The sequence below is a fragment of the Bradyrhizobium sp. AZCC 2230 genome, assembly GCF_036924495.1.
Classification (GTDB): domain Bacteria; phylum Pseudomonadota; class Alphaproteobacteria; order Rhizobiales; family Xanthobacteraceae; genus Bradyrhizobium; species Bradyrhizobium rifense.
This window is the reverse complement of sequence record NZ_JAZHRS010000001.1, coordinates 1,562,596-1,585,754: the sequence shown is the minus strand read 5'-3', so window position 1 is coordinate 1,585,754 and position 23,159 is coordinate 1,562,596. Positions and strand designations below refer to the sequence as shown.

The window sequence follows — 23,159 nt, the reverse complement described above, 5'->3', positions numbered from 1 at the left end:
TTCGATACATGTTCCGCAACTGCTTAATTTACCGTGAACGCGGCAAAGTTCGCGGAACGGTTGCGAACGATGCGCTCAAACGGGCAGTCGCAGCACCTCGCAAGCAGCGCCGGCTTCGGCCTTCGGCGCGAACGGTGCGCGCACGAGAAGTGCCTGTGCCGCAGCGAGATTCGTAAGCAGCGAGGAGTCCTGGTGATTGACGGGAAGCGCGATCAGCGTGCCGTCATCACGCACATCGAGGCGCGCGCGCAGATAGTCCTCGCGCTGGTCATTGGCGCCGACGTCGCGGCCGAGCACGGCGCGCTCGCGGCGGTGGTGAACCACGGAACGGCCCGACAGCGCGCGAATCAGCGGCACCATGAACAGGAAGCCGCAAACGTAGGATGACACGGGATTGCCGGGCAGGCCGATCACGCGCATCGCGCCGAGCTGCCCGTTCATCATCGGCTTGCCCGGCCGCATCGCGATCTTCCAGAACGCCATCGAGGTGCCTTCGTCCCGAAGCGCCTGCTGCACCAGATCGTGGTCGCCGACCGAGGCACCGCCGGTCGTGATCAGGATGTCGGCGCCGGATTCGCGCGCGCGGCGGATGCCGGCGGTGGTGGCGGCAAGCGTGTCGGCGGCAACCCCGAGGTCGATGGTGTCAGCGCCCTCGCTGCGGGCGAGCGCATGCAGGGCGTAGCCGTTGGAATAGACGATCTGGCCATGGCCGGGCGTGCTGCCCGGCATCACCAGCTCGTCGCCGGTGGCGAGAATCGCGACCTTTGGACGGCGGCGGACGCCAAGCTGCGGGTGGTTCATGCCGGCGGCGAGCGCGAGGTCGCGTTCGGTCAGCCGGGCGCCCTTGCGCAGGAGCACGTCACCCTCAGAGAAGTCGATGCCGGCCGGGCGGATGTGCCGCCCGGCGACGGCGGCCTCCCTGATCGTGATGCGCTTGCCATCGGCGACGGTGTCCTCCTGGATCACGACCGCATCGGCGCCGTCGGGAACGACGCCACCAGTAAAGATCCGGACGGCTTCGCCGGCGCCGACGGTTCCTGCAAACGGCCGGCCTGCAGCGACCTCGCCAATGACGTTGAGCTGCGCGTCGACCTTGGCCGCATCGGCCGCGCGGACGGCATAGCCATCCATCGCCGACATCGCCTGCGGAGGCTGCGTCCGCCGCGCGGCGACGTCGCGCGCGAGCACGCGATGGAAGGCCGCGTCGAGTGCGATCGTCTCTTCAGGCAGTGGCTCCGCGCCGGCAAGCACCGCGGCGAGCGCGTCAGAAACCGGCATCAAGGCCACGAGTGAAAACTCCAGCTACGCCCGTTCGGGCAAATCAGCGGCGAGAGTTTTAGCCGAGTGCAGGCGCAGAGGCAAAACGGCGGTCGCACAGGATGATTTATCCTGCGTCATCCGCGCGGCGATCGAGTGTGAGCGTCAAGCCAGCCGCGGCATGATCCGGAAGGCGAGATGGAGCGGCACGAGATCGCCATGGCAAGTACTGGGATGACGAGAACTGCGCCCAGTTAGGTCGCCGGTTACTTTGCCGGACTGACATCAGGCGCTTGGGGGCCCTGATCCCTGTCGGGCATCGGATCGGCCTGGGCCTTCAGGTCGGCGGCCTTGCTCATCAGCTTGGCTGAAAGCTCGGAATTTGAGGTGGTGGTGGCGAATTTGACCAGCAGGGAGGCCTGCTTGGTAAGGTAGGTTTTGCCCAACACGATGATACGTCCGTTCGTAGAATACCCAACGGACTCTAGAGTCCGGAAGCGGGCATTCCGTTCCCGGAACTCTGTACAAAAATGCACAAAGTGCGTTGGTTCGTCAGTTCCGAATGAAATAGGTCCGGAATTCGCCGATTCGGCGGGGTGAGGAGGCGGTCAGATCCCCAGCACCTTCAGTGCATTGCCGACGTCGCGGGGCGAAGTGACATGCACCGCCGTCAGCCCGCGGGCGCGGGCGCCCTGGATATTCTCGGCGAGGTCATCGAAGAACACGATCCGGTTGGCCGGCACGCCCATCGCGGCGACGACGTGGTCGAAGGCTTCCGCATCCGGTTTGCGCAGGCCGATGCTGGAGGAGAGATACAGCTCGCGGAAATGGCCGAGCAGATCGGCATACTCTTTCGAGAAATGGTCGACATGGGGGCGGTTGGTGTTGGAGAAGGCATAGAGCGGCATCTGCTTCGCCGCGCGCGGCAGCAATTCCGCGATGTCGGGCATCTCGCCTGCGAAGATCGCGTTCCATCCCTCCAGGAACTGCGCATCCGAAATGCCGATGCCGAGCGATGAGCGCAGCGACTGGAAATAGTCCTCGTCGCTGATCTTGCCGACCTCATGCAGCCGGTAAGCCTCGCTGTTACGCTCATAGCGCGTCACGATGGCTTCGGGCTTGAGGCCTGCATGTCCCGCCCAGCAGGCGATCGCCTTGGAGAAATCGATGTCGAGCACGACGCGCCCGAGATCGAACAGAAGCGCGTCCGCGCTGCCGGGAGAGAGCGATGTCATTCTATCCTTCAGTATCGGTAGGGTTCATGGTCGAACAGCGGGAATGCGCTGAACACACTCGGCGCATTGGTTGCGGTGGCCTGGTGCAGGCAGGATTTGTTGACCTCGGCAAACGAGGTGGCGCCGAGGAGGCCGAGGCAGCGCAGCACCTCGTCCTCGAGCAGTTCCAGCATCCGCGTCACGCCGGCCTCGCCGTTAGCCGCCAGGGCCCAGCATTGCAGCCGGCCGATGCCGACGAGGTCGGCGCCCGCAGCGATCGCCTTGACGATGTCGGTGCCGCGGCAGATGCCGCCATCCACCATGATCTTGGCGCGGCCCTTCACCGCGTCGACGATCTCGGGCAGCACATGCATGGCGCCGCGGCCGTGATCGAGCTGGCGGCCGCCGTGATTGGAGACGTAGATCCACTCGACGCCGTGATCGACCGCGATCTGTGCGTCCTCGGCGGTGGCGATGCCCTTGAGGATCAGCGGTATCCTGAACTTGTCCTTGACCATCTTCACGGTCCGCCACTCCAGCCCCTTCTGGTAGTCGCCGCCAGTGGCGCGCAGGCGGCTTTCGCGAACGTAGCGCTTGGCGATGTCACGCTCACGACGGCTGTAATGGGCGGTGTCGACGGTCAGGCAGAAGGCGGCATAGTTGGCCTTCTCGGCGCGGCTGACGATTTCGGCGACGAACGCGTCATCGCCGCGGACATAGAGCTGGTACATGCGCAGCGCATCGGGGGCGGCCTCGGCAGTCTTCTCCAGACCGGGCTCGGAGACCGAGCTCAACATATGCGACGCGCCGAAGGTACCGGCCGCGCGCGCAACGCTGGCGGCGCCGTGCGGGTCGAAGATTTCCAGCGCACCGACGGGGGCGAGCACCACGGGCAGGCGCATCTTGCGGCCAAACTGCTCAACCGAGCCGGAGACCTTGCGCACGTCGCGCAGCACACGCGGGCGGAAAGCGATCTCGTCCAGGGCCATGCGGTTGCGGCGCATCGTGGTCTCGGTCTCGGCGGCGCCGACGATGTAGTCCCAGGCGTTCTGGTTGAGGTTGGAACGTGCCTTCCGGATGAATTCGTGCAGGTTCTGGAACGGCTCGTTGCTGGCGCCGAGTTCGACGTTCCGTTCCGGCCGGAGTGCTTCGTTCATTGTTATCCTCCCGAGAATTTGAAGCCTTATGTCATCGGGTATCTCGTCCGGCCCTCCAAAACCATCCTAAAATAGCATAGCTGCGAAGCGTGGCTCGGCCGATCGATTCCCGCCTGGCGGGTGATGGTTTCGGAACGTTGCCAAAAGTTTAGGCCAGGGCGAAGGGATTTTTGCGGTATACCCGCGGGCGTGGCGGCCCGGCCTTGAAGAAACCTGAATGGTATTGTGAGAACCGGGCTGGATCGCCATTTGCGAGGCGTCCCGTCCCAAGCGAAAAGGCCACCATTCCATGCGGAAAACCCTGCTGTTCCCCCTCGGCGCGCTCACCGGAGTGTGCCTGACCCTCCTCGTATCCGGTCCGCAGGGCGGACTGTGGGCGGCACGGGCGGCAGCGGGCGCGGATGATGCCTATTCCCAGCTCAATCTGTTCGGGGAAGTCTTCGAGCGGGTGAAGGGGAGCTATGTCGAGAAGCCCGACAATTCCAAGCTGATCGAAGGCGCGATCACGGGCATGGTGACCTCGCTCGATCCGCATTCCCGCTACATGAACGACAAGGCCTGGACCGAGATGCAGGAGACCACCTCCGGCGAATTCGGCGGGCTCGGCATCGAGGTCACGATGGAGGAGGGCCTGGTCAAGGTCGTCTCGCCCATCGACGACACGCCGGCGGCCAAGGCCGGCCTCATGTCCGGCGACCTCGTCAGCAAGATCGATGGCGAGAACGTGCAGGGCATGACGCTCGAGCAGGCCGTCAACAAGATGAAGGGGCCGGTCGACACCAAGACCAAGCTCACCATCATGCGCAAGGGCGCCGATGCGCCGATGGATGTCGCGATCACGCGCGAGATCATCCATGTCCGTCCCGTCCGCTTCCATGTCGAGAACGGCGACATCGGCTATATCCGCGTCACCTCGTTCAACGAACAGACCACCGACGGCCTGAAGAAGGCGATCGCCTCGATCTCCAAGGACATCCCGCAGGAAAAGCTGGTCGGCTACGTGATGGACCTGCGCAACAATCCGGGTGGATTGCTCGACCAGGCCGTGTCGGTGTCGAGCGCGTTCCTGCAGCGCGGCGAGGTCGTCTCGACGCGCGGCCGCAATCCGGAAGAAACCCAGCGCTTCACTGCGCATGGCGGCGACCTCACCAAGGGCAAGCCGCTCGTCGTCCTGATCAACGGCGGCTCGGCCTCGGCGTCCGAAATCGTCGGCGGTGCGCTGCACGATCACAAGCGTGCGACGATCATCGGCACCCGTTCGTTCGGCAAGGGCTCGGTGCAGACCATCATTCCGCTCGGCGCCGGCAACGGCGCGCTGGCGCTGACCACCGCGCGCTACTACACGCCGTCGGGCCGTTCGATCCAGGCCCAGGGCATCGCGCCCGATATCGAGATCCTCCAGGACGTGCCGGCCGAGCTGAAGGGCCGCGTCGACACCATCGCGGAGTCCCAGATGCGCGGCCATTTGCAGGCCGCCGACGGCACCGAGCAGACCGGATCGCAGTCCTATGTCCCGCCGGAAGAGAAGGACGACAAGGCGCTGCACGCGGCCTACGACTTCCTGCACGGTGTCACCGTGAACGCGGCAGCCGCGAAGCCGGCGCCGAAGACGACGGTGCCGAACTAACCACTATCGGTTCTTGCGACCTCCAGACATCGCCCGGGAGTGGACGGCCACTCCCGGGCGAATTTGTGCGGCGACGATTCTCGTTGTCGAGAGGATTGCGTTGTCGCATCGGGTTCGCCCGCTACCTTGAGGTGGCATCGCGACAAAAGCCGTCCGCGATGGCCGAGCTGCGCGATTCCGCTTCGTCGCGAAAAACGGGACTTTCCATTCCAGTGCGCGCCTAGCTAGTGGATAAAATCTGGCGCGTTACGGCGTCACCTCTGTTGGGACCGTCGTTTCAGTTCTGCGAAGAGGCGCTCCTCCCAAGGCGTCAGGCTCCCACCAATTTGCTCGAAAAGGTCGTCGTAGGTTCGCCAACCATGGGTGGTCTGGCGACCGTCCACGGCTGCGGCGGCCCTGGCGAGCGAAGCTGCAAACGTTCCCGCGGCCGACGACACCATGCGGTCGCGCACGTCGAGCATGCGCGTGGCAAATTCCGTCGGCGAATAAACGCGCTCCGCGGCGGCGGCCAATTTCATGTCTCTCCAAAAGGGGATGAAGTCGTCCCCCAGATTGCCGCGCATCTGGACGATGGCCGAAAGCGAGAGATCAAAACTCTCGTCGCGCCAGCCATGCGTCTCGATGAAATGCGGCTCGGTGACGCTTCGGAAATATCCTTCGTGGCTGTCATCGACATACATGAGATATTCCGCCAGATGCGGCCACGCACCGGCCTCTATAGCTCCAAGCGCCTTGGCAGCCGGGCCGAAAGCCTGGCATCCGTCTTCCAACTCCAGACTCCAGACAGTCCACATATCCGGGTCAGCGCAGCATTTTTTCAGTAACCTGGTCAACGCTGGGGCCACGGCGGGCCCGAGAGTTTCGACGTGGTCGAAAAACTTGACTTCATCGAGCTTCGATCCAGCGGCTTCGATGCGCAACTGAAAGACGCTGTCCCTGTTCGTGAACCACCTCAGTCCCCGATCCAGCGCCGTGGTCATCGCGTCAATCGCGACAATGCAGTCGTCAAGCTGCAAAGACGGGATGCTGACGCGTAACGCGGTCGAGGCCTTGACGATTTTCGTCACCTCGGCCTGAGCCTTGCGCTGGCGCTTTTCGTAGGCTGCATCTGTCGGCAACGGCGTTGCGGGCGGCGCTGCGCGCGACACAAAGGGATCGTCCGAAGGCGAGCCGTCGACGACATATCTTGCATAGCCGTGATCGAGTTCGACCACGGCTTCGCCAATTCGGCTGGGCCTGGCGACGAAGGAAACGACCTTTCCTTTGAGGATGACGGGCGGCGACAATGTCCCATCTAGTCCGACACAGGTCCAGGACTCCAGATCCTTCCACCAAAATGCTGTTTCATCGTCTTGCCAGACGAGCGGCGCCTTGCCGAACTGCCAGGGAAGTTCGGAAAATTCCCAATGCGCCTTGGCGATGGCTTGCAGCTCGGGGTTTGTCGTCCATTTGTCGGCAGTCTCGATCGGGCAGGACATGGGGTCCGCGCGAGGCTCAGCGCATAGACGAGCGATCTCATCGAGATTGCGGCGCTTGGCGGCGCAATAGTCGGAAAGAATCTTGACGTCACCCTTGATGCCGGACCAGCCAAGCATGAGGTCTCGCTGATAGGCGTATGGCTCTCCCGACCAGAGCTGCACTGAGCGCCCGTAGCGGCGCTTCTTGCCATCGAAATCGGCCGGCGCTGGATGGCTTTCCGGCAGATCGCGCACGGGCAGGCGCGCCAGATTTTCTCGAAGGACATGGCGTCCGGATCGGCTGATGGTCAGGCTTTCGTGGCCGGCGCGCGGAAACGGGCTAAATGCGATTTCGGCTGTCAGAGGCTGGATTTCGATAAATCCTGGAGCCCAGGCGTTTTCGCGATCGGGGTCGGGACCGTACGAAAATATCTTGAGCCATCCGCCCGGACACCGCGCGATGTTCCGAAAATTGTATCCGAAAGTTCCGGTTCGGAAACGATTGATCGGCCTCGCCGTGGCGATGTCGATGACGATGATTTCCCTCGGCCATCTGTCCTCGCTATCCGGAGAGGCACGGTTGACGAGCGCGATCAGATGCTTGCTGTCGTAATCGCCGAGGATTCTGCTTTCTCTGGTCAAGGCCAGCCCCTCGACTTCTCGGATCGACTTTCGCGGAAAGTCGAGAATGTAGAGGTGGAGCAGCCGATGTTCCTGCTGTCGATCCGAACCGAGCGCCCAGCCGAAGTCGGGGGCGTGCTCGATCGCGCGCCCGCCAATGCTGCGCCCCAAGGGCGAAACGAGCCAATCGCTCTTGTCGGGATAGCCAGTGACCAGAAAGCCGCAATTGTGATGTTCGTAGAAGTTCCGCGTTGGAGGCGTCGTCTTCGAGACGCGCCATTGCCCGATTTTTTCAATCTTGTAAGTCATGGTCGAATTCATGGTTTTTGACATTGGCCGCACGCGTAAAATCATCGCCGCCGTCAGGCGCGGGCACCAAGTGTTGGATCCAATCCACTAGCCCGCCTCGCGGCGGCGGGCTTCGTTGCCGTCGCGCTGGGCGAGGCGGCTGCGATGCAGCGCGAACAGCTCCATGACCTTGTCGGCCGGCTTCGCGGCGCTGAACAGGTAGCCCTGCATCTCGGAGCAGCCGAGCGCACGCAGCAGCCGCTGCTGTTCCTCGGTCTCGACGCCTTCGGCCGTGGTCGCCATGCGGCGGGCGCTGGCGAGATTGACCACAGCCTGCACGATGCTGGCAGAGCCGTCGGGACCAGCGATATCGTTGACGAAGCAGCGGTCGATCTTGATCTTGTCGAACGGGAAGCGGTGCAGATAGCTCAGCGAGGAGTAGCCGGTTCCGAAATCGTCGAGCGCGATGCGGACGCCGATGGCGCGAAGCTGGTGCAGGATCGCAAGCGCGGTCTCGTCGTCGCGGATCAGCACGGCCTCGGTGATCTCGAGCTCGAGCCGGCTCGCCGGCAGATTGGAGGTGGCCAGCGCCGCCATGATCTTCAGCGCCAGCGTGCCGCTCTTGAACTGCACCGGCGAGACGTTGACGGCGAGGCGGATGTCGTCGGGCCAGGTAGCGGCGTCGCGGCAGGCCGTCGCCAGCACCCATTCGCCGATTTCGCTGATCAGCCCGGTATCCTCGGCGATCGGGATGAACTCGGCCGGTGAAACCATGCCGCGCTCGGGGTGACGCCAGCGCACCAGCGCCTCGCAGCCGGTGATGCGGTCGTCCTTGAGGCTGAGACAGGGCTGGTAGTAGACCTCGAGGCCGCCATGAGCGATGGCGTGGCGAAGATCGATCTCCAGCTGGCGCCGCTCGCGCACCTTGGCGTCCATCTCCGGCTCGAAGAAGCGGTAGGTGCGGCGCCCCGCGGCCTTGGCGGCGTACATTGCCATGTCCGCATTCTTCAGGATCTGGTCCAGCGCGGTGCCGTGTCCCGGCGCAAGCGCAATGCCGATGCTGGCGTCGGTGGTGAGATGGTGGCCCATGCAGTCGAACGGCGTGCGGATCGCCGCGAAGACCCGCGCGACGAGCTCATTGACCTGGTCCTGCGAGGTCACTGCGCTCTGCACGATCGCGAACTCGTCGCCGCCGAGCCGCGCCACGAAGTCGGTGGGGCCGGCGCAGCCGCGGAGGCTCTCCGCCACCGACTTCAACAGTTCGTCGCCGACGAGATGGCCGAGAGCGTCGTTGACGCCTTTGAATTCGTCGATGTCGATGTAGTGCACCGCGAGCTCTTCGCCGTCGACGTTGGCGAGGAGCTCTCCGCGCAGATGTTCGTGGAACATGGCGCGGTTCGGCAGGTCGGTCAGCGCGTCGTAGTGCGCGAGATGGGTGATGCGCTCTTCGATGCGGCGACGTTCGGTGATATCCTCATGGGTGGCGACCCAGCCGCCGTCGCCGAGCGGCTCGTTGACGATCTGGATCGAGCGGCCGTCGCCGGTGTCGACGACCATGGAGTTGCGCACGTGGATGTCGCGCAGCACGCGCGCGACATATTGGTCGACGTCGCCCGGGAACGAACCCGTGGCCTTGCGGTGCAGGATGATGTCGCGGAAGCTGTAGCCGGGCTTCACGATCTCGGCCGACAAGCCGTACATCTCGATGTAGCGCTGGTTGCAGACCACGAGCTTTTGCGAGGCGTCGAACAGCAGCAGGCCCTGGGTCATGTTGTTGACGGCGCGGTCGAGGCGCTGCTTCTCCAGCGTCAGCCGCTCCCGGGACATGCGATGCTGCTCCAGGAGCTTGCGCACGATCGCGATCAGTACGCCGGCAATCGCGAGCGCAGAGGCGCCGGCGACCGAAATCAGGATGCCGATCTGCTCGCGCCAGTCGGCAAGCGCCGCCGCGCGCGTGGTCGTCGCCATCATCAGGATCGGGAAGTGGGGCAGGGCGCGCGCCGAGACCAGCCGGTCCTCACCGTCGACCGGGCTCACGAAGCGTCCGGCGAAATGATCGAGTGCGAAGATCTTTTGCCGCTCGAACGAGCCGTTCCTGAAATTGTGTCCCATCATCTCGCTGGAATGCGGGAAGCGGGCAAGCAAGGTGCCGTCCCGATGCAGCATCGAGATCGTCGCGCCTTCGCCGAGCACGACGGACCCGAAGAACTTCTCGAAATTGGCCGGCTCGATGCCGCGTCCGACAACACCCATGAATTCGCCGTGCGGTCCCATGATCTTGCGAACGATCAGGATGGTCCATGCGCCGGAGATGCGGCTATACACCGGTTCGATCAGCACGTCGGGTGCCTGCGGATCGTATCGGAAAGAGCGGAAATAGGCGCGATCGGCAACGTTGACCTTCGGGGCCGGCCATGTCGTCGAGGAGTTGATCACATTGCCGTCGGCGTCGATGATGTTGAGGCCGCCCATGTAGGGCAGCGCCTCGATCTTCGAACGCAGCATCTGGTGCACGTCCTGGCCGGCGAGGCGCTTGCGATAGTCCTCCGCGGTCGTGATTCCGGTCGCGCGCACATGGCCGACGAAATCCCTCTGGATGACCGCGAAATCCTGCAATTGCTGATCGAAATGATGGGCGAGCAGCAGCACGGTGTTTTCCAGCTCACGGCCGGAGTTGCGCAGCGCGCGCTCGCGGAAATTCTGCGCCATCAGCACTGCGCCGATGGCGATCGCAGCGATCAGGAGTGTGCCGCCCACCACCAGCCAGCGGATCGGCCCGCTGCGGACAAACGCCTGGTCAAGGAGGCGACTGCCGTATCTCGTCATCATGTCGTCGTTGCCGTACACACGTCAGGGTCAATTCACGCCCCCCGTAACATCCGTCGGTTTACGAGATCGATGTGGAAGCGGCGTTAGGAAGCGCGGTTAACGCGACATAAACCGCAACACACAAATGCAATCGATGCGCATGACGAGCAGCGTGCAGGATTTGCCTGCGACGATCGAGATGCCGGTCAGTTCTTGCCGGTCGCGGCGACGTCAACCCGCGCTTAACCATCTAACGTGTTGACGGTCCTCAGTGCCGCACTGGCGCGCGATTTGCAAACCGGACTGATGAACCGCGCAACGACGCAGAGAAAACACGATCATGAAAGAGGCTTTGCAGAATTTATGGGCCGACGAATCCGGCGCGACCGCGATCGAATACGGCCTGATCGCCGCGGGCATCGCGCTCGCCATCATCACCGTCGTCAACGGCATGGGCAGCAAGCTCAGCGCAAAATTCGGCTCGATCAGCTCGTCGCTGAAGTAGCAGCGTGGTCAGGCGCGGTAGTGGCCCGACTTGCCGCCGAGCTTCTCGATGAGCTGGATGCCCTCGATGCGGACGCCGCGCTCCACGGCCTTGATCATGTCGTAGATGGTGAGGCAGGCGACCGATACCGCCGTCAGCGCTTCCATCTCGACGCCTGTAGGGCCGGTCACCTTGACGCTGGCACGCACCACGCATCCCGGCAGCTTGGCGTCGGGCTCGATGTCGACCGTGACTTTCGACAGCGCGAGCGGATGACAAAGCGGGATCAGCTCGGAGGTGCGTTTCGCCGCCATGATGCCGGCAATGCGCGCGGTGCCGAGCACGTCGCCTTTCTTGGCATTGCCGGAGACGATCAGGTCGAGTGTCGCCTTTTCCATGACGACGCGACCTTCGGCGACGGCGAGCCGCTCCGTTGCGGCCTTGTCCGAGACGTCGACCATCCGCGCCTCGCCGGAGGCGCTGATATGGGTGAGGGCGGGGCTCGCCTGGTTCGACGGCTTGGTCTTCGGCCCGGCCTTGGACGGCTTGCGCGCCATATCAGCGCGTGCCCGCGGCGCGGGCCTTGGTCTCGCGCGCGAGCAGCGTCCGCGTCGCCGCGGTGACGTCGGCCTGCCGCATCAGGCTCTCGCCGACCAGGAAGGTCGACATGCCCACGCGCTCGAGCCGGGCGAGATCGGCCTGCGTGAAGATGCCGCTCTCGCCGACCATCAGCCGTCCGTCGGGAATCAGCGGTGCCAGCGTCTCGCTGGTCGCAAGCGTGGTCTCGAAGGTGCGTAAGTTGCGGTTGTTGACGCCGATCATCGGCGATCGCAGTTTCAGCGCGCGGTCGAGTTCGGCGCGATCGTGGATCTCGATCAGCACGTCCATTCCATAGGCAATTGCTGTGTCTTCGAGGTCCTTGGCTGTGGCGTCATCGAGCGCGGCCATGATGATGAGGATGCAGTCGGCGCCGTGGGCACGCGCCTCCACCACCTGATAGGTGTCGAACAAAAAATCCTTGCGCAGCACCGGCAGCGAGGTCACCCCACGCGCCGCCACCATGAAGTCGAGATGGCCCTGGAACGAGGGCGTGTCGGTCAGCACCGACAGGCAAGCCGCGCCGCCGGCCTCGTAGGCCTTGGCGAGCACGGGCGGATCGAAATCGGCGCGGATCAGCCCCTTGGACGGTGAGGCCTTCTTCACCTCGGCGATCAGCGCATACTCGCCATCGGCGTGCTTGGCCCTGATCGCGCGCACAAAGCCGCGGGGTGCGCCTTGCGCCTTGGCCTTTGCCTCCACTGCCGCGAGCGGCTGCGCGCGCTTGGCCGCCGCAATCTCCTCGCGCTTGTAGGCTTCGATCTTGGTCAGGATATCAGACATGACAGGCTCAGCTGTTCGAGACAGCGATCAGATGCTTCAGCCGTGCGCTCGCCGCGCCGCTGTCGAGTGATTTCGCACCGATCGCGACGCCCTCCTTGAGGTCCCTGGCGCGGCCGGCGACGATGAGCGCGGCGGCGGCGTTCATCAGCGCGACATCGCGATAGGCACTCGGCTTGCCGTCGAGCACGCTTTGCAGCGCGATCGCATTGGCGTCGGCATCGCCGCCCTTGAGTGCACCGGGCTCGCAGCGCGGCAGACCGGCGTCCTCGGGCGTCACCTCGAAATTCCGGATCTCGCCATTGTGGAGCGCGGAGACGAAGGTCGGGCCGGTGAGGGTGATCTCGTCCAGTCCGTCGGAGCCGTGCACCACCCAGGCGGATTCGGAGCCGAGATTCTTCAGCACCTGCGCCAGCGGCTGCACCCATTGCCGCGAGAACACGCCGACCATCTGCCGCTTCACGCCGGCCGGATTGGACAGCGGTCCGAGCAGATTGAAGATCGTACGGGTCGCAAGCTCGACCCGGGTCGGACCGACGTTTTTCATCGCGGGATGATGGGCCGGCGCGAACATGAAGCCGATGCCGCATTCGCGCACGCAGCGCCCGACCTGCTCGGGCTTGAGGTCGATCTTCACGCCGAGCGAGGCCAGCACGTCGGCGGCGCCCGAGCGCGAGGACAGCGCGCGGTTGCCATGCTTGGCGACCGGCAGGCCGGTGCCCGAGACGATGAACGACGCGCAGGTCGAGACGTTGACCGAGCCGGAGCCGTCGCCGCCGGTGCCGACGATGTCGACGGCGTCCGCAGGCGCGTCAACCGTGAGCATCTTCGAGCGCATCGCCGTGACCGCGCCGGTGATCTCTTCCACGGTCTCGCCGCGCACGCGCAGCGCCATCAGCAGGCCGCCCATCTGCGAGGGCGTGGCCTCGCCGGACATTACGGCGTCGAAGGCGGAAGCGGCCTCGTCACGCGACAGGCTGGCGCCGGTCGCCACTTTTCCAATGATCGATTTCAGGTCGTCCATCGCGTGCTTTCAACTCACTGGTTCGCGCCGGTCACCTGCGCGAAGGCGGCCTGATTAATGCTGGTCCCGATGTCGGTTTGAAGCTTATTGACGTAGGAGGCAACCTGCTCGTCGGTCAGCGACCGGTCGATGCCGTCCTTCAGCTTCTTGACGGCGTCGGAGGCGGTGTCGGCCGCGGGATCGACGATGTCGGTGACGCGGTAGACGATGACTTCGCTGCCGCCGGTCACGGGCGCCTGTCCGACGCCGTCCTTGGCGGTCCGGAAAGCGGCCGCGACGATGTTTGCGGGCACGCCGGCCGGCTGATCATCGCGCTTGAAGCCGCTGGCGGTCTCGACCTTGGCGTTGATCGCAGCCGCCTCGTCGGCGAGCTTGCCGCCCTGTTCGAGCTTCTGCACCATCTCGGTCGCCTTCGCCTTCAGCTTGGTGGCGATCTGGTCCTGGCGCCAGCGGGCCTCGACCTGGTCGCGAACCTCGTCGAGGTTGCGGTCGCGCGACGGCGTGATGGCGAGCACGTCGTACCAGACATAGCCTCCCTTGAACGAGATCGGGTCGTTGTCGACGCCGACGTCGCTGTTGAAGGCCTGCGACACCACATCGAGGCCCTGCGGAATGTTGGCGACGGTCTGCCCGCTCGGCGCGCGGCCGGAGCGGTCGACGGCATCGATGGTCACGGCGGTGAGCCCGAGCTTCTGCGCGGCATCGGCGACGCTGGTGCCGGCACCCCGCTCGTCTTCCATCTTGTCGCGGAGCTCGGCGACCTTGACGCGCGCACGCTCGGTCGCGATCTGGCGCTTCACGTCGCCGGCAAATTTGGCGTAGTCGGCCTCGGCGCCCGGCTCGATCTTGTCGACCTTGACGATCGAGACGCCGAGACGGCCCTGGATCGGCTGGCTGATCTCGCCTGCGGGAAGCGCGAAGGCGGCATCGCCGACGACGGGTTCGAGTGCGGACTTCGCCACGAGCCCGAGATCGACGTCGGTGGCGCTCAGTCCGCGCTCCTTGCCGAGGTCCTCGAAGGAGAGCCCGCCGGCGAGGCGCTCGCGCGCGGCCTGCGCGTCGGCAGCATTCGGGAATACGATCTGGTGGATCTGGCGCTTCTCCGGCGTGGAGAGCTGGTCCTTGCGCTGATCGAACAGCTTCTTCGCGTCGTCATCGGAGACGTCGCTCCATTTGGCGATCTCCTCAGGCGAGATCACGGCGAAGACGATCTTGCGATATTCGGGCGCGCGGAACTGGACTTTGTGATCCTCGAAATAGGCGGCGAGCGCCTCGGGCGAGGGCGCCTCGATGGTGCCTGCCTGTGCCGTGTCGAGCCTGACGAACTCGATCGCGCGCTGCTCGTTCTGGAAGCGCGTCGCGACGTCGAGCATGGCTTTCGGCGGCTCGAGGCCGGCGCCGATCGTGCCGGTGATCTGCCGGCGCAGCGCCACCTTGCGCTGCTCGGCGACGTAGCGCTGCTCGGTGTAGCCGAAATTCCGGATCAGGCTCTGGAAGCGGTTCGCATCGAATTTGCCGTCGACGCCCTTGAAGTTCGGATCGTTCATGATGAGCTCGCGGATCTGGTCGTCGGACTGACCGAGCCCGAGCCGGCGAGCGTTTTCATCGAGGGCTGCTTCCGCGATCGTCTGCTGCAGCACTTGGCGATCAAGGCCGAACGCGCGCGCCTGTTCCGGCGTCAGCGGGCGGCCGAACTGGCGGCCGATCTGCTGGAGGCGGTCGGTGTAGATCTGACGGAACTCGTTCAGCGAAATCTCGGTGTGGCCGACCTTGGCCACCGTGGACTGCCCGAAGCCGCGGAAGATGTCGGCAATACCCCAAACGCCGAAGCTGATGATCAACACGCCCATCACGACGGCCATGATGGTCTTGCCGACCCAGTTTGATGAGGCCTTGCGCATTCCTCGAAGCATTTGGTCCAACTTGTCTTGATAAGGAGGGGAACGGGAGCGCGTCTTAATGCAGATTCCGCAGAAGCGCGTCACCAAATTGATATGCCATCATAAAGTGGCGGCTTTCCCCCCGCAACCTCAGGTCAGGCCGCCCTTCGAAACTGCGGTTAAAAGCCCCTGGTCTCTGGAACTGTAGCGGCTCCTCTGCTAGCGCATGCACAAACCTCATTTTGCTGGAAAATGACATGACCGACGCCATCCGACCGCTGATCGCCGGCAACTGGAAAATGAACGGCCTCAAGGCCGCGGCCGCCGAATTCGACGCCATGCTCAATGGCGCGGCAGAGGTGGCCGGCAAGGCCGATCTGTTGGTCTGCCCGCCGGCAACCCTGATTGCGGCTTTTTCCGACAAGGCGCGCGGCAAAGCGGTCGGCGTGGGCGCACAGGATTGCCATCCCAAGGTATCAGGCGCCCATACCGGCGATATCGCGGCCGAAATGCTGGCGGACGCGGGTGCAACCGCCATCATCGTCGGCCATTCCGAGCGCCGCGCCGATCATGGCGAGGGCGATGCGCTGATCCGGCAGAAGGCGGAAGCTGCTTGGCGGGCAGGAGCGGTCGCGATCGTCTGCATCGGCGAGACGCAGGCCCAGCGCGATGCCGGCCAGACCCTGGACATCGTCCGGGGCCAGCTCAACGGCTCGCTCCCGGAGGGCTCCACAGCCGCCAATCTGGTCGTGGCCTATGAGCCGGTCTGGGCGATCGGCACGGGCCTGACCCCTACGGCCAAGGATGTCGAGCAGATTCATGGCTTTATCCGGGAACTCCTGACCTCCCGGTTCAAGGCGGATGGGACGGCGATGCGGATTCTTTATGGCGGCTCGGTCAAGCCGTCGAACGCGGCCGAACTGATGGCAGTGAAGAACGTCAACGGCGCGCTGGTCGGCGGCGCCAGCCTGAAAGCGGCCGATTTCATTGCGATCGCCCAAGGCTGTCCTAACTAGAGGCTGCCCCTAGCTAACCGAGGACTACGATCGGGGGTGGCAATGCCGTTTCCGATCGTGTAACACCGCGCAACTTCAGGAAAACCCGCGAAGCGCGATCGGCTGCCGGTACCGGCGCTGTCGGCTTGTGACGGAAGGATACTATGCAGACTGTTGTCATCGTCATCCACCTCATGATCGTTGCCGTCATGATCGGTGCCGTGCTGCTCCAGAAGTCGGAAGGCGGCGGCCTCGGCATGGGCGGCGGCGCGGGCTTCATGTCGAGCCGCGGCACCGCGAATCTGTTGTCGCGCACCACCGCGATCCTGGCTGCCGGCTTCTTCCTGACCAGCCTGTTCCTGTCCTGGTACGCCGGCTACAATCGTGCGCCGTCCTCGATCATTGGCGCACCGGCGTCGCAGACCCAGCCGGCCGGCGGTGGGCCGATCACCCCGCCGACCTCGGGCGGCATTCTGGATACGCTGAAGAAGGCGGACGAGCAGCAGCAGGCCCCGGTGGCGCCGAGCGGCCCGCAGGTGCCTCGCTCGCAATAAAGCAGGGGGGCCATGCAGGGCGGAGGCTACCTTCCTGCATCAACAATCCCCATCAAGGCTCTGTCACCACTCTTAGTTTTGGCTCACCCACAGGCCCGCAGATTTTTTGGGGCGGAATACGAATCGCTTTGGCGAATCGGATTCGAGGGATTAGAGGTTAGGTCCCATGGCGCGGTACATCTTCATCACCGGCGGCGTGGTTTCTTCGCTCGGCAAGGGTTTGGCTTCAGCGGCACTCGGTGCCCTGCTGCAGGCCCGGGGCTACAAGGTCCGCCTCCGCAAGCTCGATCCTTATCTCAACCTCGATCCCGGAACGATGTCGCCGTATCAGCACGGCGAAGTGTTCGTGACCGATGACGGCGCGGAGACTGATCTCGATCTCGGTCACTACGAGCGCTTCACCGGGCGGCCTGCGACGAAGCAGGACAACATCACGACGGGGCGCATCTACCAGGACATCATCTCGAAGGAACGCCGCGGCGATTATCTCGGCGCGACCATCCAGGTGGTGCCGCACGTCACCAACGCGATCAAGGAATTCGTCCTCTCCGGCAACGACGATTACGACTTCGTGCTGGTCGAGATCGGCGGCACCGTCGGCGACATCGAGGGCCTGCCGTTCTTCGAGGCGATCCGTCAGCTCAAGAACGAGCTGCCGCGCGATCACGCCATCTACATTCACCTCACGCTGCTGCCGTACATCCCGAGCGCGGGAGAGCTGAAGACGAAGCCGACGCAGCACTCGGTGAAGGAGCTGCGTTCGATCGGCATCCAGCCGGACATCCTGCTCTGCCGCACCGATCGCGAGATTCCAAAGGAAGAGAGGCGCAAGCTCGGCCTGTTCTGTAACGTGCGCGAGAGCGCCGTGATCGAGGCGCGCGACGCCGACAGCATCTATGCCGTGCCCGAAGCCTATCACGCCGCAGGTCTCGACGACGAAGTGCTCGCCGCCTTCGGCATCGAAGCGCGCATCCCGCCGGTGCTCAAGAGCTGGCACCAGATCAACGAGCGCATCCGTAATCCCGAGGGCGACGTCACCATCGCCATCGTCGGCAAATACACCGGCATGAAGGATGCGTATAAGTCGCTGATCGAGGCGCTCTCGCATGGCGGCATCGCCAACAAGGTGAAGGTCAATCTCGACTGGATCGAGAGCGAGATCTTCGAGAAGGAAGATCCGGCGCCGTTCCTCGAGCACGTCAACGGCATCCTGGTGCCGGGCGGCTTCGGCCAGCGCGGCGCGGAAGGCAAGATCCGCGCGGCGCAGTTCGCGCGCGAGCGCGACGTGCCGTATTTCGGCATCTGCTTCGGCATGCAGATGGCTGTCATCGAGGCCGCGCGCAACCTCGTCGGCATCGAGGGAGCCAACTCCACCGAGTTCGGTCCGACCAAGGAACCCTTGGTTGGCTTGATGACGGAATGGCTGCGCGGTAACGAGCTTGAGAAGCGCAACCAGGCTGGTGATCTCGGCGGCACGATGCGGCTCGGCGCTTATCCCGCTGCACTCAATCGCGGCAGCCGCGTCTCGCAGGTCTATGGCGGCGCGACCGAGATTTCGGAACGCCACCGCCATCGCTACGAGGTCAACACTGCCTACAAGGACCGCCTCGAGCAGCACGGCCTGAAATTCTCCGGCCTCTCGCCCGACGGCGTGTTGCCGGAGATCGTCGAGTACGAGGATCACCCCTGGTTTATCGGCGTCCAGTTCCACCCCGAGCTGAAGTCGCGGCCGTTCGAGCCGCACCCGCTATTCGCCTCGTTCATCCAGGCGGCGATGGTGCAGAGCCGGTTGGTGTAATCGGCTCAGCCGTCCTTGATGATCCTGACTCGCGCGGCCGGCTACGCGGCTGCGATGTCCAGCCTGCGACAGAAACAGGATGCCTTGATCGGTACCTCCGCGCGCGCTTGGGCAAGATCAAGCCGCTGCTTGATCAACGGCATCTCGGTATTGTCGCCACGCCGCACGAGGCATTCGTGCAATCCGTGAAGCGACCACAGATTGTCGGGGTGCTGACAGGCCCGGCTTAGCTTTCCGTCGAGGCCGAGATCGGAACGGTACACGGCCTCCGCTTCCTCGATCCGTCCCCGCTCCAGAAGCAGCGCGCCGAGTGCGTGGCGCGGTGGCTGCATCCACCCCCAAGGCTCGTCATAGGGCAAGGCATCGCTGAGCGCGATCGATCTGCGCAGCTCTGCGAACGCAATGTCGTGGTTGCCCTTCCGGTATTCCAGTTCGCCATTCAGCATGGCTTCGGCCACGCCGAGCAGGTTGACGACCTTGTTGTTGTGCACGAGCCGGCTCTCCGGCACGCGCGTCTTCGCCTGCGCGAACAGCGCTTTTTCAGTTTCGGCGTCCGCAACGCGGCCAAGCGCCGAGTAAGCCACCGCCTTGGCATAATGCATCATGGCGGTCACTGAGCAGTATAGCTCGCGATCCTCCGGCAGCCTCTGTGCAATGATGTCGTGCCATTTGCCGAAGCGCACGAGAACGTGCTGCTTCATCGTCAGGTATCCTTCGAGGAAGTCCGCCATGGGAGGCGATTGAACGCGCAGGACCGGTTCGGGAACGGTCGCAATGAGTTCCTCGGCTGCCGCGATGGCGGGGGCATATTGGCCCAGGAACATCGCGCCGTAGATCGCGAAGTGAAAGTTGTGAATGACGTAGACTAGGTAGACACCTGGATCGTCCGAATAGGCGAGGAACCTTCGGTCGGTCGCCAGCGCTTTCCGATTGTAGAGCAGGACGTCATTGTACTGCCCGCACAGCACATCGAGATGTGTCGGCATGTGGATCAGATGTCCGCTGTCGGGCATGATCGCGCGCAGCCGGTCGCCGGCCCGCATCGCCCGTTGCGGGAAGGGCGACATCTCCATGAGGTGGACGTAGAGATGCAGCAGCCCGGGGTGATCCCAAGCAGCCGGCAGCATGTCGAAAGCCTGTTCGAGAACCGCCCGGCATTCCTCGGTGCCGGCTCCCTTGGTGGGATTTCCAGAGACCAGGTCCCACATCAGCCACGGCGTCTCGTTCATGATCGCTTCGGCAAAGATGGCACGGACCTCGAGGTCATCGGAATATGTCCCGAAGACCCGGCGCATCTCGTGCGTAAAAGCCTTGTCCCACGGCGCCATGTCCTCGAGCGCCTCACGTCGAGGATACCGCGCAGCCAAGGCATGGATCAGCGCGTGCTCGACCGGGCTTGCGTTGCCCGCATGCGCGAGAGCATTCTGCGTCGCGTCGTATGATGCCGAGAGCGCGAGTTGACGGCCGTGCGGATCATAGCGAACCCAGGGCAGGTTGTAGTTGGGGCCCGCGGCGTACCCGATGCCCCAGTGCGCCATCGCACAATTGCTGTCGTAATGGAGCGCTTTATGAAAACACTTGATTGCTTCGCCGTGGTTGAATCCGAACACCCAATTGAGTCCCCGGTCGAACCAGAGCTGTGCATCGGGCGACGACGTGGTGATTTTGCGGCTGTACGGTCCGAGATCAAAATAGGTCATCGCTTCCACCTCCTTTGATCGCTTCGGCCGCGTCGCCGATTGCATCTGGGTGTTCGTAGCGGCTGACGCGCAAAAACCAAGCTTCGACATTATCAAGAACAGCGGCCGAGCGCTATTGAGCCCGCGCTTGATCTTGCAGTCATCGCGCGTTTAGCGCTCATCTCCGGGGAGCCATGCGCGAAACGCCGCGGGGGCGGTCGGGCAGGGCTCAAGACAGCATCAAGGCCGATTGTTATAACCTCCGCACCTGTTCAGGGAGGAAAACAACGATGATCTACGAGATGCGCGTCTATCGCTGCCTGCCCGGCCGCCTGCCGGCGCTGTTGAAGCGGTTCGAGACCGCGACGCTGAAGCTGTGGGAGAAGCACGGCATCAAGCAGGCCGGCTTCTTCACGACGCTGATCGGTGAATCCAACCAGGAGCTGACCTATTTCCTGGCCTGGGAGTCGCTTGCCGATCGCGAGGCGAAGTGGGGGAAGTTCATGACCGACCCGGATTGGATGAAAGCACGCGCCGAGAGCGAAGCGGACGGCCAGATCGTCGGCAACATCGTCAGCCAGCTCCTGACCCCGACCGCCTTCTCATCGGTGAAATAGCGCCTGTCCGGCATGGGTTGCGACGGGGACCTCTCGCGCAACCCTGATATTCTGATAGCCCGGGCCGAATGGGGTTGATCGGCCCCTCATCACCGCTATGGTCGCGGCGAAACGAGGGAATTGGCCTTGAGCTCTTCATCATCCGCGGCCCCGGTCGTCAGCGTCGGCACGGTCAAGTTTGGCAACGATCTGCCGATCTCGATCATTGCAGGACCCTGCCAGCTCGAAAGCCGTCAGCATGCGCTGGAGGTCGCCTCCGCGCTGAAGGAGATCGCCGCGCGGCTGAAGATCGGCCTCGTCTACAAGACCTCCTTCGACAAGGCCAACCGCACCAGCGCCTCGGCGGAACGCGGCCTCGGCTTGGCGCAGTCGCTGCCGATCTTCGCCGAGATCCGGTCCTCGCTCGGTCTGCCTGTGCTGACCGACGTGCACGATGCCGCGCAATGCGCCGACGTCGCGCAGGCCGTCGACGTTCTGCAGATCCCGGCCTTCCTGTGCCGGCAGACCGATCTGCTGTTGGCCGCGGCCGCAACCGGAAAGGTCGTCAACGTCAAGAAGGGACAATTCCTTGCGCCCTGGGACATGACGAATGTCGTGAGCAAGATCACCGGCGCCAACAATCCCAACGTGCTCGTCACCGAGCGCGGCGCCTCCTTCGGCTACAACACGCTGGTCTCCGACATGCGCGCGCTGCCGATCATGGCCCGCACGATCGGCGCGCCCGTGATCTTCGACGCGACCCATTCGGTGCAGCAGCCAGGCGGGAAGGGTGCGTCCTCCGGGGGCGAACGCGAATTCGTGCCAGTGCTGGCGCGCGCGGCCGTCGCCGTCGGCGTCGCCGGTGTCTTTATCGAGACTCACCCCGATCCGGATCGCGCGCCTTCCGACGGCCCCAACATGGTGCCGTTGCGCGAGTTCGAAGGGCTCATTCGCACGCTGATGGCCTTTGACGCGGTAGCCAAGGGCCAAGCGCGCTGATGCACGAGCCCGTGGCCAGGCCGTCGTCCGACCAGAGGTTTCCGCCTGCGATCAACATCATCGCGCTCGCGAGCTTCTCGGCGGCGTTGTCGACGCGCGCGCTCGATCCCGTCCTGCCGCATGTCGCCGAGGAGTTTTCGATCAGCATCACGACGGCGGCGAGCATCGCGGCCGGCTATGCCCTGATCTACGCGCTGATCCAGCCGATCGTCGGCGCGGCGGCCGATTTGTTCGGCAAGGCGCGGCTGATGACGTTGTGCCTGGCGCTGCTCGGCGTCGCCTGCATTCTGGGCGCGCTCTCGACCTCCTTCTCGGGCCTGTTCGCGAGCCGGATGCTCGCGGGCATCGCCTCGGGTGGCGTGTTCCCGGTTGCGCTCGGCCTCACTGCCGACCTCGTCGCGCCGGCGAAGCGACAGGTGGCGATCGGACGCACGCTGGCGGGTTCGATGACCGGCAATCTGCTCGGCGCGACCGCCTCGGGCATCATCGGCGATCTCGTCGGCTGGCGCGGCGTGCTCGTGATCATCGGTGCGCTCGGGCTGATCGCGGCCGTCGCGGTCGCGGCGGGCTTTCGCGGCGCCGCCCTGACAGCGCCACCGAAGAGCGATCTGAAGACCCTGCGGCAGGGCTATCGCACCATCCTCGCCAATCCCAACGCGCGCTATTGCTATTCTGCCGTGTTCGTCGAGGGCTGCTGCGTGTTCGGCCTGTTTCCCTTCATCGCCGCCTTGCTGTTCGACCTCGGCGAGACCTCGCTGTCGATCGCGGGCATCGTGATCGCGGGGTTCGCGGTCGGCGGGCTGTTCTACACGTTCACGGTCTCGCGCTTCCTACCGCGACTGGGCGTCAAGGGCATGATGATCGCAGGCGCGAGCCTCGTCGCGCTCCAGCTCGCTGCGCTTTCCGCTGGCCCCGGCTGGAAGGTCCAATTCGCCATCATGCTGCTGATGGGCTGGGGCTTCTACATGATCCATGGCTGCCTGCAGGTATTCGCCAGCGAGCTGTCGGTCGAGGCGCGGGCGACGGCGATGTCGCTGCACTCGTTCTTTTTCTTCATGGGCCAGACCGTCGGTCCGCTCGCCTACGGGGTCGGGCTAGCGCACACCGGCAAGGCGCCGACCCTGGTCGCGAGTGCCGTGCTGATGGTGCTGCTGGGCCTTGCCTGCGCCGCGCTGCTCAAGCCGCGGGCACCGTCCGACGCGCGTACCTGAGGTCAGTATTTCGCTACCGATCCCCGTATTTTCCCGTGGGGTGGCGGTAGCCCAAATCCATTCAGTCTTAAGCCAAATCTCACTGTTCGCTCCGTAGAGTGCCGCCCAAACCGCTAGCCGGCGGCAACATCTA

Annotated in this window: 19 protein-coding genes; 8 read left to right on the top strand and 11 right to left on the bottom strand. The window is 64.3% G+C overall.

From position 1 onward, the window contains the following. Positions 1 to 75 precede the first annotated feature (75 nt). From V1280_RS07655 to V1280_RS07640, 4 genes are all read right to left on the bottom strand, one after another. The gene (locus V1280_RS07655; RefSeq protein ID WP_334521225.1) at positions 76 to 1,287 is read right to left on the bottom strand and encodes a molybdopterin molybdotransferase MoeA; all 1,212 of its coding nucleotides are present in this window, start codon (positions 1,285 to 1,287) and stop codon (positions 76 to 78) included. Positions 1,288 to 1,523: 236 nt separating this feature from the next. After that, the gene (locus tag V1280_RS07650; protein WP_334521222.1) at positions 1,524 to 1,706 is read right to left on the bottom strand and encodes a hypothetical protein; all 183 of its coding nucleotides are present in this window, start codon (positions 1,704 to 1,706) and stop codon (positions 1,524 to 1,526) included. A 159-nt stretch (positions 1,707 to 1,865) separates the two neighbouring features. Then, positions 1,866 to 2,492 carry an HAD family hydrolase gene (locus V1280_RS07645; protein ID WP_334521219.1) on the bottom strand — a complete coding sequence of 209 codons (627 nt, stop codon included), beginning with the start codon at positions 2,490 to 2,492 and terminating at the stop codon, positions 1,866 to 1,868. An 8-nt stretch (positions 2,493 to 2,500) separates the two neighbouring features. Next, a complete protein-coding gene (locus V1280_RS07640) occupies positions 2,501 to 3,628 on the bottom strand; it encodes an alpha-hydroxy acid oxidase (protein ID WP_334521217.1) in 1,128 nt (375 codons plus the stop codon). A gap of 289 nt (positions 3,629 to 3,917) precedes the next feature. Here V1280_RS07640 and V1280_RS07635 point away from each other — a divergent pair, with 289 nt between their 5' ends. After that, on the top strand, positions 3,918 to 5,255 hold the full coding sequence (locus V1280_RS07635) for a S41 family peptidase (RefSeq protein ID WP_334521214.1): 1,338 nt from the start codon (positions 3,918 to 3,920) through the stop codon (positions 5,253 to 5,255). Positions 5,256 to 5,509: 254 nt separating this feature from the next. On the opposite strand, the gene V1280_RS07630 is transcribed toward V1280_RS07635, so the two are convergent. Both V1280_RS07630 and V1280_RS07625 read right to left on the bottom strand, forming a co-directional pair. Next, positions 5,510 to 7,687 carry a hypothetical protein gene (locus V1280_RS07630; RefSeq protein ID WP_334521211.1) on the bottom strand — a complete coding sequence of 726 codons (2,178 nt, stop codon included), beginning with the start codon at positions 7,685 to 7,687 and terminating at the stop codon, positions 5,510 to 5,512. A 42-nt stretch (positions 7,688 to 7,729) separates the two neighbouring features. Next, positions 7,730 to 10,450: a bifunctional diguanylate cyclase/phosphodiesterase gene (locus V1280_RS07625; RefSeq protein ID WP_334521208.1), complete on the bottom strand. Its 2,721-nt coding sequence runs from the start codon at positions 10,448 to 10,450 to the stop codon at positions 7,730 to 7,732. 319 nt (positions 10,451 to 10,769) lie between these two features. Here V1280_RS07625 and V1280_RS07620 point away from each other — a divergent pair, with 319 nt between their 5' ends. Continuing rightward, positions 10,770 to 10,934, top strand: coding sequence for a Flp family type IVb pilin (locus V1280_RS07620; protein WP_334521206.1), 165 nt, complete (start codon positions 10,770 to 10,772; stop codon positions 10,932 to 10,934). Between the two features lie 8 nt (positions 10,935 to 10,942). Here V1280_RS07620 and moaC read toward each other — a convergent pair whose 3' ends face one another. Genes moaC through V1280_RS07600 form a run of 4 tightly spaced genes read right to left on the bottom strand, consistent with a single transcriptional unit; the run spans position 10,943 to position 15,227 of the window. Continuing rightward, entirely contained in the window at positions 10,943 to 11,470 is a 528-nt protein-coding gene (gene moaC / locus V1280_RS07615) for a cyclic pyranopterin monophosphate synthase MoaC (protein ID WP_334521204.1), read from the bottom strand. A 1-nt stretch (position 11,471) separates the two neighbouring features. Further along, positions 11,472 to 12,293 carry an indole-3-glycerol phosphate synthase TrpC gene (gene trpC, locus V1280_RS07610; protein WP_334521201.1) on the bottom strand — a complete coding sequence of 274 codons (822 nt, stop codon included), beginning with the start codon at positions 12,291 to 12,293 and terminating at the stop codon, positions 11,472 to 11,474. Between the two features lie 7 nt (positions 12,294 to 12,300). Further along, positions 12,301 to 13,314, bottom strand: a complete 1,014-nt coding sequence (gene trpD, locus V1280_RS07605; RefSeq protein ID WP_334521198.1) for an anthranilate phosphoribosyltransferase — start codon at positions 13,312 to 13,314, stop codon at positions 12,301 to 12,303. Positions 13,315 to 13,328: 14 nt separating this feature from the next. Further along, positions 13,329 to 15,227 carry a SurA N-terminal domain-containing protein gene (locus tag V1280_RS07600; RefSeq protein ID WP_334521195.1) on the bottom strand — a complete coding sequence of 633 codons (1,899 nt, stop codon included), beginning with the start codon at positions 15,225 to 15,227 and terminating at the stop codon, positions 13,329 to 13,331. A 224-nt stretch (positions 15,228 to 15,451) separates the two neighbouring features. Here V1280_RS07600 and tpiA point away from each other — a divergent pair, with 224 nt between their 5' ends. The 3 genes from tpiA (at position 15,452) to V1280_RS07585 (ending at position 18,541) form a co-directional block, all read left to right on the top strand. Continuing rightward, a complete protein-coding gene (gene tpiA / locus V1280_RS07595; protein ID WP_334521192.1) occupies positions 15,452 to 16,210 on the top strand; it encodes a triose-phosphate isomerase in 759 nt (252 codons plus the stop codon). A 143-nt stretch (positions 16,211 to 16,353) separates the two neighbouring features. Then, the gene (gene secG, locus V1280_RS07590) at positions 16,354 to 16,743 is read left to right on the top strand and encodes a preprotein translocase subunit SecG (RefSeq protein ID WP_334521189.1); all 390 of its coding nucleotides are present in this window, start codon (positions 16,354 to 16,356) and stop codon (positions 16,741 to 16,743) included. Between the two features lie 166 nt (positions 16,744 to 16,909). Continuing rightward, on the top strand, positions 16,910 to 18,541 hold the full coding sequence (locus V1280_RS07585) for a CTP synthase (protein WP_334521186.1): 1,632 nt from the start codon (positions 16,910 to 16,912) through the stop codon (positions 18,539 to 18,541). 41 nt (positions 18,542 to 18,582) lie between these two features. Here the strand turns inward: V1280_RS07585 and V1280_RS07580 are convergent, their stop codons facing one another. After that, on the bottom strand, positions 18,583 to 20,241 hold the full coding sequence (locus tag V1280_RS07580) for a hypothetical protein (RefSeq protein WP_334521183.1): 1,659 nt from the start codon (positions 20,239 to 20,241) through the stop codon (positions 18,583 to 18,585). A gap of 269 nt (positions 20,242 to 20,510) precedes the next feature. Between V1280_RS07580 and V1280_RS07575 the strand changes: the two genes are divergently transcribed. The 3 genes from V1280_RS07575 to V1280_RS07565 all read left to right on the top strand — a co-directional run bounded on the left by V1280_RS07575 (position 20,511) and on the right by V1280_RS07565 (position 23,026). Then, on the top strand, positions 20,511 to 20,837 hold the full coding sequence (locus tag V1280_RS07575) for an NIPSNAP family protein (RefSeq protein WP_334521180.1): 327 nt from the start codon (positions 20,511 to 20,513) through the stop codon (positions 20,835 to 20,837). A 126-nt stretch (positions 20,838 to 20,963) separates the two neighbouring features. Continuing rightward, positions 20,964 to 21,815 carry a 3-deoxy-8-phosphooctulonate synthase gene (gene kdsA / locus V1280_RS07570; protein WP_334521178.1) on the top strand — a complete coding sequence of 284 codons (852 nt, stop codon included), beginning with the start codon at positions 20,964 to 20,966 and terminating at the stop codon, positions 21,813 to 21,815. Further along, positions 21,815 to 23,026, top strand: a complete 1,212-nt coding sequence (locus V1280_RS07565; RefSeq protein WP_334521176.1) for an MFS transporter — start codon at positions 21,815 to 21,817, stop codon at positions 23,024 to 23,026. Before kdsA ends, V1280_RS07565 begins: the two co-directional genes overlap by 1 nt. Positions 23,027 to 23,159 lie beyond the last annotated feature (133 nt).

Bases quoted from the DNA above. Each gene is read 5' to 3' on its own strand.
- V1280_RS07645 (WP_334521219.1), bottom strand. From the start codon at position 2,492: ATGACATCGCTCTCTCCCGGCAGCGCGGACGCGCTTCTGTTCGATCTC.
- V1280_RS07640 (WP_334521217.1), bottom strand. From the start codon at position 3,628: ATGAACGAAGCACTCCGGCCGGAACGGAACGTCGAACTCGGCGCCAGC.
- V1280_RS07635 (WP_334521214.1), top strand. From the start codon at position 3,918: ATGCGGAAAACCCTGCTGTTCCCCCTCGGCGCGCTCACCGGAGTGTGC.
- V1280_RS07630 (WP_334521211.1), bottom strand. From the start codon at position 7,687: ATGATTTTACGCGTGCGGCCAATGTCAAAAACCATGAATTCGACCATG.
- V1280_RS07625 (WP_334521208.1), bottom strand. From the start codon at position 10,450: ATGATGACGAGATACGGCAGTCGCCTCCTTGACCAGGCGTTTGTCCGC.
- V1280_RS07620 (WP_334521206.1), top strand. From the start codon at position 10,770: ATGAAAGAGGCTTTGCAGAATTTATGGGCCGACGAATCCGGCGCGACC.
- moaC (WP_334521204.1), bottom strand. From the start codon at position 11,470: ATGGCGCGCAAGCCGTCCAAGGCCGGGCCGAAGACCAAGCCGTCGAAC.
- trpC (WP_334521201.1), bottom strand. From the start codon at position 12,293: ATGTCTGATATCCTGACCAAGATCGAAGCCTACAAGCGCGAGGAGATT.
- trpD (WP_334521198.1), bottom strand. From the start codon at position 13,314: ATGGACGACCTGAAATCGATCATTGGAAAAGTGGCGACCGGCGCCAGC.
- V1280_RS07600 (WP_334521195.1), bottom strand. From the start codon at position 15,227: ATGCTTCGAGGAATGCGCAAGGCCTCATCAAACTGGGTCGGCAAGACC.
- tpiA (WP_334521192.1), top strand. From the start codon at position 15,452: ATGACCGACGCCATCCGACCGCTGATCGCCGGCAACTGGAAAATGAAC.
- secG (WP_334521189.1), top strand. From the start codon at position 16,354: ATGCAGACTGTTGTCATCGTCATCCACCTCATGATCGTTGCCGTCATG.
- V1280_RS07585 (WP_334521186.1), top strand. From the start codon at position 16,910: ATGGCGCGGTACATCTTCATCACCGGCGGCGTGGTTTCTTCGCTCGGC.
- V1280_RS07580 (WP_334521183.1), bottom strand. From the start codon at position 20,241: ATGACCTATTTTGATCTCGGACCGTACAGCCGCAAAATCACCACGTCG.
- V1280_RS07575 (WP_334521180.1), top strand. From the start codon at position 20,511: ATGATCTACGAGATGCGCGTCTATCGCTGCCTGCCCGGCCGCCTGCCG.
- V1280_RS07565 (WP_334521176.1), top strand. From the start codon at position 21,815: ATGCACGAGCCCGTGGCCAGGCCGTCGTCCGACCAGAGGTTTCCGCCT.